Here is a 5,602-nt window from a genome sequence, read left to right on the forward strand (position 1 = left end):
ACACCGCGGGTGGCGGCGTCGGACCGGGCCCGCGCGTCGTCAGCGACCCCACCCACCCCGCCGGTCCGACGGGAGCCGAGCTCCTCGCCGACAGCCACCGCCCGGACCGCCCCGGTCCGGGCGTCGTGCAGCACCACCAACTGCTCGCCCTGCGGGTGACCGAAGGTGTCGTACGAGCGGAAGCCGTACCACTCGCCGACCAGGTGCCCGGCGGTGAGCACCATCCGCCCGCCGTCCAGCGGTGCGGCGGCCCGGGGCGGTGCGATCAGGCGTCCCTCGTACGCGGCCAGGAGCGCGGCGCGCATGGCGTCGACCGTGGCGGCGGCGTCCAGCGTGGCGGCGACCTCGGGGTCGGCGTAGAGCAGGGTCATGCTGGCGATAGTGCATGTTGAAGTCAGGTAGAGGTCAACGGAGCGTGGCGGTGGTCACCGCCACGGCGCCGGGGCGGTGCTAGCGTCGGACCCGGTGGCCGGATGCTCGTGGTCACTCCGGACGAGTGGTGGGCGTACCCGGTCAGGCCAAGACGCCCCGCGTGACGTGCAGACTCGACTCGTCCCGGCGCGGCAGCCCCGGGCGCTCCCGGTGAGGTGAACGATGGCCTGGCTCGTGCTGGTGATCTCAGGACTGCTGGAGACGGCCTGGGCGATCGCCCTGGACCGCAGCGCCGGTTTCAGCCGGCTGATCCCGTCCGTGGTGTTCGTGGTGACCCTGCTGCTGAGCATGGCCGGGCTGTCGTACGCGCTGCGGGACATTCCCGTCGGCACCGGCTACGCCGTCTGGGTCGGCATCGGCGCGGTCGGCACCGCACTGGTCGGGATGCTGACGCTCGGCGAGTCGGCGAGCCTGCCCCGGATCCTCTGCCTGCTGCTGGTGGTCGCGGGCGTGATCGGGTTGAAAATCTTCCACTGAGGTGTCCCGACGGCAGGCGTGACCGGCCCCACCAGTGGGTAGTGATCGATCTGTCACGACAGGCTCTCAACCGGAGGAAGACATGGCCGACATGCCGAGCACCGCCCGTCCCCGCAGCAACGCCGCCCGCATCGTCACCATCGTGGGTTTCGTCTTCGCGGTCCTGGCCCTGCTGCTCAACCCGATCATCTTCGGCGTACTCGGCGTCATCGCGGGCGTCGTCGGCGCCGTGCTGGGCGACAAGCCGCTGGGCTGGTACGCCGCCGTGGCGAGCGTCGTCGCCGCGATCATCAGCCTGGTGATCATCGGCGCGTTGATCAACAACTGACCTCTTCCCCGTCACGGGCCCGCCGGCTACCGGCGGGCCCGTCGTGCGTCCGGGGTCGGCTGTCGGTCAGTCCACGTCGCCGCGCAGGCCGCCCAGGACCTCGTCCAACTCGTCCGGCTTGACCAGCACGTCGCGCGCCTTCGACCCCTCGGACGGCCCGACCACCCCCCGGGTCTCCATCAGGTCCATCAGGCGGCCCGCCTTGGCGAAACCGACCCGCAACTTGCGCTGGAGCATCGAGGTCGAGCCGAACTGCGAGGTGACCACCAGCTCCACCGCCTGCACCAACAGGTCGAGGTCGTCGCCGATGTCCTCGTCGATCTTCTTCTTGCTCTCCTGCACCGGGGCCAGCACGTCCGGCCGGAACTCCGGCTCCCGCTGGTCCTTGCAGAACTTCACCACGTCGGCGATCTCGCGCTCGGTGACCCAGGCGCCCTGGATGCGGACCGGCTTGGAGGCGCCCATCGGCAGGAAGAGCCCGTCACCACGACCGAGCAACTTCTCCGCGCCCGGCTGGTCGAGGATGACCCGGGAATCCGCCAGGGAGGAGGTGGCGAACGCCAGTCGGGACGGCACGTTCGCCTTGATCAGACCGGTCACCACGTCCACCGAGGGGCGCTGGGTGGCCAGCACCAGGTGGATGCCGGCGGCCCGGGCCAGCTGGGTGATCCGGACGACCGAGTCCTCCACGTCGCGCGGCGCGACCATCATCAAATCGGCCAGCTCGTCCACGATCACCAACAGGTACGGGTACGGCCGCATCTCCCGCTCGCTGCCCGGCGGGGCCTTGATCTCGCCGTTGCGGACCTTGCGGTTGAAGTCGTCGATGTGCCGGACCCCGTTGGCGGCGAGGTCGTCGTAGCGCATGTCCATCTCGCGGACCACCCAGTCCAGCGAGTCGGCCGCCTTCTTGGCGTTGGTCACGATCGGGGTGACCAGGTGCGGGATGCCTTCGTAGCCGGTCATCTCGACCCGCTTCGGGTCGATCAGCAGCAGCCGGACCTCGTCCGGCGTGGCCCGCGTGAGGATGGAGACCAGCAGGGTGTTGAGGCAGCTCGACTTGCCCGCGCCGGTCGCGCCGGCGATCAGGATGTGCGGCATCTTGGCGAGGTTGGCCACCACGTAGCCGCCCTCGATGTCCTTACCGAGCGCCACCACCATCGGGTGGTGATCGCTGGTCGCCGCCCGCGAGCGCAGCACGTCACCGAGGGCGACGTTCTCCGGGTCGGTGTTCGGGATCTCCACACCGACGGCGCTCTTGCCCGGGATCGGGCTGAGGATCCGGACGTCCGGCGACTTCACCGCGTACGCGATGTTGCGGGACAGCTGGGTGATCCGCTCGACCTTGACGCCGTGGCCCAACTCCACCTCGTAACGGGTGACGGTCGGACCACGGGTGAAGCCGGTGACCGCGGCGTCCACATCGAACTGGTCGAACACGCCCGTCAGCGCGGCGATCACCTCGTCGTTGGCCTTGCTGCGGGTCTTCGCGGCGGCCCCGGCGCTGAGCATGTTGGCCGGCGGCAGGGTGTAGTCCCCGGCCAGCCCGGTCAACGCGAGCTGCTCGGCCCGGGTCGGCGCCGGCGAGTGCTCCGGCGGCTCGACCGGCGGCTTGCGGCTCGCCGGCACCTTCGCCGGAGCCTTGCGCGGCAGCACCATGGTCTCCTGGAGGTCAGCGCCGTCCAGGTCCTCGAAGTCGTCCGGGTCCAGTGGTGGGGGCATCCGCTTGGCCGGTCGCTTGCGGGCCGGCTTCGCGACCGGCTCGTCGACCTCCTCGTCGGTCTCCGGTGCGCCCACCAGCCCGCCGGCGAGCAGACCCAGCCGCTCGGGAATCTTGTTGATCGGCGTCGCGGTCACCACGAGCAGGCCGAAGAGCAGCAACAGGACGAGCAGCGGCACCGCCACCCAGGCGGTCACCGCCCGCTCCAACAGCCCACCGACGCCCGCGCCGATCAGGCCGCCGGCGAAGTCACGTTCCACGGTGTCCACCGGGTCCTGGCCGATCTGGAGCAACGCGGCCGTCGACACCAGCAGCGAACCCCAACCGATCAACCCGCGGCCGCGGTGCTCCGGGTCCGCCGGCTGACGCATCAGCCGCCACGCCCCGATCATCAACAGCACCGGTACGACCACCGAGATCGCGCCCAGGAACAGCCGGATCGTGTCGGCCAATCGCGCGCCCACCGGCCCCGCTCCGGACAGCCAGAGCGCCACGGCGGAGAGCAGGGCGAGCCCGAACATGAGCAACCCGGCGCCGTCCCGGCGGTGCTCCGGGTCGAGGTCACGGGCCGAGGCGGCCTGCCGCCCGGCGGCGCGCACTGCCCAGCCCATCCCGTGCGCCAGCCCCATCCACAGTGCACCGATCGCGCGGCCGACGTAGACCGCGGGGCCGGGTCGGGGCGGCGTGGTGCGCCGTCGGACCGGTGCCCGGGTCTTCTTCGCCGGTTGACGGGCACGACTGTTGGTGCCACCGCGCGGCGACGCGCCGCGCCGCCGGCTCGCCTGAGAGGTACGGCCCGCCATAGAGTCACGGTAACGGTGGGGCCGGGCAGATCCCCGCTTTTCCGGGTCGTGTCCGCGCGTCGTTACACGAACCCCACCGCCGGTCGTGATATCCGCCTCAGAAGGGATGCCCCATGGCGTCGCCGGAACTCGCGGGCGATCCGGACGATCCGCTGGCCGGCCACCCTGGCGCACTGCGTCCGCTGACCGGTGACCTGGTCTCCGCGGTGCTCGCTGCCCGTGGCCGGTCCGTCGGCCCGACACCCGACGGCGACCTGGTGGGCCTCTTCGACGACAACATGATCTGGTTCCTCCGCGTCGGCGGTGACGGGGAGCTGCTCCAGATCCGCACCATGGTCGATCCGACCTTCGGCATCGAACGGGTTCCCGACCTGTACGCGTTCTGCAACTCCTGGAACCACGACCGGCTCTGGCCGAAGGCGTTCGTGCACGTCGACGACGACGGTCGAGCCCGGGTGTACGGCGAGGTGATCACCGACCTGGAACGCGGGGTGACCCCCCACCAGCTCGACCAACTGCTCGACTGTGGCATCTCCACCGGCTGCCAGCTGGCCGTGGCGGTCCGTCGACTGCCCGGCGCGGTGCCGTCGTGACCGGCCGGGACGAGTCCACCGGCAACCGCACCGGCACGCCACCCACCGGTCGCGGTGACCGCCTCGCCCGTGGCCGCGTACCGGCGTTGGAGGCCGCGCTCGCCGACGCCCGGGACCTCCCCGACGGCCCGGCCCGGCAGGTGGCCCTGGAACGGCTCGCCGAACGCGCCGACGGGGCCGGCGACGTCCGGTCCGGGATGGACGCCCGGTTCGCGCTGATCGAGGCGCATCTGCTGCACGGGGAGCGGTGGCGGCTGGTCGAGCCGGTCCGGCGCTGCCGGGCCGCCGCCGACCACCGGCCCGACCTCCTCACCGACGCGGAGAACGGGCTGCTGCTGCGTTACCAGCGGTACGCGGTGGAGGCGCTGCTCGGGACCCCCAGGGTCGGGCTGGACCAGACCCGGTCCCTGCTGCACGACCTGGCCCACCGCGTCGGGGCGGACGGCCCGGACACACCGACCGTCGCGGAGCTGCACTGCCGGATCGCCGATCACCTGGGCGACGAGCCCACCGCCCGGCACTGGTACGAGCGGTGGTCCGGGAAACGGCCCGGCCCGGCCGGCGGCTGCCCGGGCTGCGCCTCGGCCCGGCGTGCCGAGCTGCTGGCCGGTTGGGGCGAGTGGAGCGCCGCGCTCACCGAACTCGGCGCATCCGACGGCGATCCACGGTCCTGCACCGACCAGCCCGAGCGGGACCTGGTCGCCGGTCTGCTGCCGGCGCTGCGTACCGGCGAGCCGGCGCGGGCGGCGGCGGCACACGTGCGGGCCTACCGCCGGCACCGGCACGAGCGGGCGGCATTCGGGCACCTCGCCGCGCACCTGCGGTTCTGCGCGCTGGGCGGGCACCTGGAACGCGGCCTGGCCATTCTGGCCGAGCAGCTGCCCCGGTTGGACCGGCCGACCGACGATCTGGCCGCCATGGAGTTCGCCGCCGCCGGAGCCCTGGTCTGTGCGCTGGCCGTGGAGGCAGGGCTCGGCGGGCGGACGATGCCCCGCCCGGCGTACGGCGAGCGGACCGCCACCGAGTTGGACGTGGCGTCGCTCGGGGCGCTGCTGCTCGGGGTGGCCAGCGAGTTGGCCGGCAGCTTCGACGCGCGCAACGGGACCGGGCACCACTCCGGACGGATGGCCGCCTGGTTGGCCGAGCGCCCCCTCGCGGCGCTGGTTCCGCTGCCCACCGACGACGACGGTGCCGGGCTCGACGATCCCGACACCGACCGCCGCGACGTCGAGGCCGAGCTGGGTGAACG

General features: G+C 72.4%; 5 protein-coding genes, 1 pseudogene and 1 riboswitch. Of the genes and pseudogenes, 4 read left to right on the forward strand and 2 right to left on the reverse strand.

Going from position 1 to position 5,602, the window contains the following annotated elements:
• Window positions 1-371, reverse strand: a pseudogene (locus KBX53_RS20320) (ornithine cyclodeaminase family protein); the annotation flags it as partial.
• Window positions 372-462: 91 nt separating this feature from the next.
• Window positions 463-533: riboswitch (guanidine-III (ykkC-III) riboswitch) on the forward strand.
• A gap of 61 nt (window positions 534-594) precedes the next feature.
• Here KBX53_RS20320 and KBX53_RS20325 point away from each other — a divergent pair.
• Together KBX53_RS20325 and KBX53_RS20330 are read left to right on the forward strand one after the other, a co-directional pair.
• Window positions 595-909 (forward strand): multidrug efflux SMR transporter, encoded by a 315-nt coding sequence (locus KBX53_RS20325; RefSeq protein ID WP_030336832.1) that lies wholly within the window; start codon window positions 595-597, stop codon window positions 907-909.
• A gap of 82 nt (window positions 910-991) precedes the next feature.
• A complete protein-coding gene (locus KBX53_RS20330) occupies window positions 992-1,237 on the forward strand; it encodes a hypothetical protein (protein WP_030336834.1) in 246 nt (81 codons plus the stop codon).
• 66 nt (window positions 1,238-1,303) lie between these two features.
• Here the strand turns inward: KBX53_RS20330 and KBX53_RS20335 are convergent, their stop codons facing one another.
• Window positions 1,304-3,760, reverse strand: a complete 2,457-nt coding sequence (locus KBX53_RS20335; RefSeq protein ID WP_210861038.1) for a DNA translocase FtsK — start codon at window positions 3,758-3,760, stop codon at window positions 1,304-1,306.
• A 113-nt stretch (window positions 3,761-3,873) separates the two neighbouring features.
• Between KBX53_RS20335 and KBX53_RS20340 the strand changes: the two genes are divergently transcribed.
• Together KBX53_RS20340 and KBX53_RS20345 are read left to right on the forward strand one after the other, a co-directional pair.
• Window positions 3,874-4,353 carry a YbjN domain-containing protein gene (locus KBX53_RS20340; RefSeq protein ID WP_210861040.1) on the forward strand — a complete coding sequence of 160 codons (480 nt, stop codon included), beginning with the start codon at window positions 3,874-3,876 and terminating at the stop codon, window positions 4,351-4,353.
• Window positions 4,354-4,439: 86 nt separating this feature from the next.
• Window positions 4,440-5,602: YbjN domain-containing protein (locus KBX53_RS20345; protein ID WP_247675930.1), on the forward strand; the 1,163-nt coding region annotated here is incomplete at its 3' end.

The organism is Micromonospora sp. M51 (assembly GCF_018070305.1).
GTDB lineage: Bacteria > Actinomycetota > Actinomycetes > Mycobacteriales > Micromonosporaceae > Micromonospora > Micromonospora parva.

Coding starts and splice junctions, on each gene's coding strand:
- KBX53_RS20325 (WP_030336832.1), top strand. CDS start 595: ATGGCCTGGCTCGTGCTGGTGATCTCAGGACTGCTGGAGACGGCCTGG.
- KBX53_RS20330 (WP_030336834.1), top strand. CDS start 992: ATGGCCGACATGCCGAGCACCGCCCGTCCCCGCAGCAACGCCGCCCGC.
- KBX53_RS20335 (WP_210861038.1), bottom strand. CDS start 3,760: ATGGCGGGCCGTACCTCTCAGGCGAGCCGGCGGCGCGGCGCGTCGCCG.
- KBX53_RS20340 (WP_210861040.1), top strand. CDS start 3,874: ATGGCGTCGCCGGAACTCGCGGGCGATCCGGACGATCCGCTGGCCGGC.